Raw genomic sequence first — 2076 nt, 5'->3', positions numbered from 1 at the left:
TGATCAGATCTTCAACGGTATTGATTCCCGCACGCTTCAAGCAGTTAAAGGAACGTACTGATAAGTCAAGTTCCTCAATGGTCATCTCAAGGATCTTCTCCTTGCCCTTATCGTCCTTCTCCACCATAATTTCGGTGATAGCGGACTCATCGGAAAGATTGCTGAATGATTTCAGATGCTCAATGAGGAGATTGGCTGCCTGGGACACAGCTTCCTTAGCGGATACGGTACCGTCTGTCCATACCTCAAGGATAAGCTTGTCGTAATCTGTAACCTGACCGAGACGAGTATCCTCGACGCGGAAGTTTACCTTCAGTACAGGCGTGTAAATGGAGTCAACTGCGATCACATCGATACCGAGATTGAAAAGCTGCTTGTTCTTTTCAGCGGGAACATATCCCCTGCCGCGGTCGATGGTGATCTCCATATAAAGCTTAGCGTCCTTGCCGAGAGTAGCGATGTGCATATCGGGAACAAGGATATCGACCTCAGAATCGGTCTTGATATCGCCTGCAGTGACCTCGCACTCGTCCTCAGCCTCGATATAGATGGTCTTGGGACCCTCACCGTAAAGCTTCGCAGTCAGACCTTTAAGGTTAAGAATGATCTCAGTAACATCTTCCTTAACCCCGGGAATAGTGGATAATTCGTGGTGAACGCCGTCGATCTTCACGGAAGTAACGGCAACACCCGGAAGCGAGGAGAGCAGTACACGTCTGAGGCTGTTGCCCAGAGTAGTACCATAGCCGCGCTCCAGAGGAGCGAGAACGAACATACCGTAAGTGCCGTTTACATCCAGCTTAACGGTATCAATTTCCGGCTTTTCGATTTTTTCAAGCATTAGTATAACCCTCCTATAGTCGCATTGTTAGTAAACGTACATATCCTATGCGCCGCAAGAAAGCGGTGCATAGTATATTTGAAGCTATTACTTGGAGTACAGCTCGACGATAAGGTGTGTCTGAGTCTCGTAATCGAGGTCCTCAACGTTAGGCATACGAACAACCTTAGCGGAGAAGTTAGCCTTGTCAGCCTCGAGCCAGAGGGGAACTACTCTTGTAGCAGTCTGCTCAACAACATCCTTAAACTTAGTGCTGCTGCGGCTTCCCTCGTAGAGAGCGATAACGTCGCCTTCCTTGATGCGGTAAGAGGGAATGTTTACGCGCTTGCCGTTAACAGTGAAATGTCTGTGAGTAACAAGCTGTCTTGCCTCACGTCTTGTGAGAGCGAGACCCATTCTGTAAACAACATTGTCAAGTCTGGATTCGAGGATAGTGATAAGGTTATCACCGGCCTTACCCTCCATCTTGGAAGCGATCTCGAAGTAATGATAGAAGGGCTTTTCAAGCACGCCGTAGATGAACTTCAGCTTCTGCTTTTCCTTGAGCTGCATACCATACTCGGAAACCTTTTTTCTGCTGTTAGCGCCGGGATTTCTCTTGGACTCCTTAGAAACGCCCATAACCATGGGGCTGATGCCCAGGTATCTGCATCTCTTGAGGATAGGTTCTTTATTTAAAGCCATTTCAATAACACCTCCTGAAAATTAGACACGTCTTCTCTTGGGAGGACGGCAGCCATTGTGAGGAATAGGAGTAACATCCTTGATAAGTCTTACCTCGAGACCAACAGTCTGGAGAGCTCTGATAGCAGCTTCTCTTCCGGCACCGGGGCCCTTAACGTAAACCTCAACAGTCTTGAGGCCGTGCTCCATAGCAGCTCTTGCAGCAGTTTCAGCAGCAGTCTGAGCAGCGAAAGGAGTGGACTTCTTGGAGCCTCTGAAACCGAGTCCGCCTGCGGACGCCCATGAGAGAGCGTTGCCCTGAGTATCGGTGATAGTTACGATAGTATTGTTGAAAGTGGACTGGATATGAACAGCGCCATTTTCAATATTTTTACGTTCACGACGTCTTCTGATGGTAGTCTTTTTACCCTTAACCTGAGCCATTGTTCAATCCCTCCTTACTTCTTCTTGTTAGCGATTGTCTTAACGGGGCCCTTGCGGGTTCTTGCGTTGGTCTTGGTTCTCTGACCTCTTACGGGGAGACCCTTGCGGTGACGAACGCCTCTGTAGCA

At 48.6% G+C, this 2076-nt stretch carries 4 protein-coding genes; all 4 read right to left on the bottom strand.

Going from position 1 to position 2076, the window contains the following annotated elements; genetic code table 11:
* Positions 1-841: DNA-directed RNA polymerase subunit alpha (locus tag ACI4J0_RS07435; protein WP_439765181.1), on the bottom strand; the 841-nt coding region annotated here is incomplete at its 3' end.
* Between the two features lie 87 nt (positions 842-928).
* Entirely contained in the window at positions 929-1525 is a 597-nt protein-coding gene (gene rpsD, locus ACI4J0_RS07430; protein ID WP_439765180.1) for a 30S ribosomal protein S4, read from the bottom strand.
* A 21-nt stretch (positions 1526-1546) separates the two neighbouring features.
* Positions 1547-1948 carry a 30S ribosomal protein S11 gene (rpsK, locus tag ACI4J0_RS07425; RefSeq protein WP_178727381.1) on the bottom strand — a complete coding sequence of 134 codons (402 nt, stop codon included), beginning with the start codon at positions 1946-1948 and terminating at the stop codon, positions 1547-1549.
* Between the two features lie 14 nt (positions 1949-1962).
* Positions 1963-2076 (bottom strand): 30S ribosomal protein S13 (rpsM, locus tag ACI4J0_RS07420; RefSeq protein ID WP_439765182.1); only part of this gene is annotated, 114 nt, incomplete at its 5' end.

Origin of the sequence: Huintestinicola sp., from assembly GCF_051882455.1 — a bacterium.
Lineage (GTDB): Bacteria > Bacillota > Clostridia > Oscillospirales > Ruminococcaceae > Huintestinicola.
This window is presented reverse-complemented; position numbering and strand designations above follow the sequence as displayed.

Excerpts from the sequence above, each read along its gene's own strand:
- rpsD (WP_439765180.1), bottom strand. The coding sequence starts at position 1,525 with ATGGCTTTAAATAAAGAACCTATCCTCAAGAGATGCAGATACCTGGGC.
- rpsK (WP_178727381.1), bottom strand. The coding sequence starts at position 1,948 with ATGGCTCAGGTTAAGGGTAAAAAGACTACCATCAGAAGACGTCGTGAA.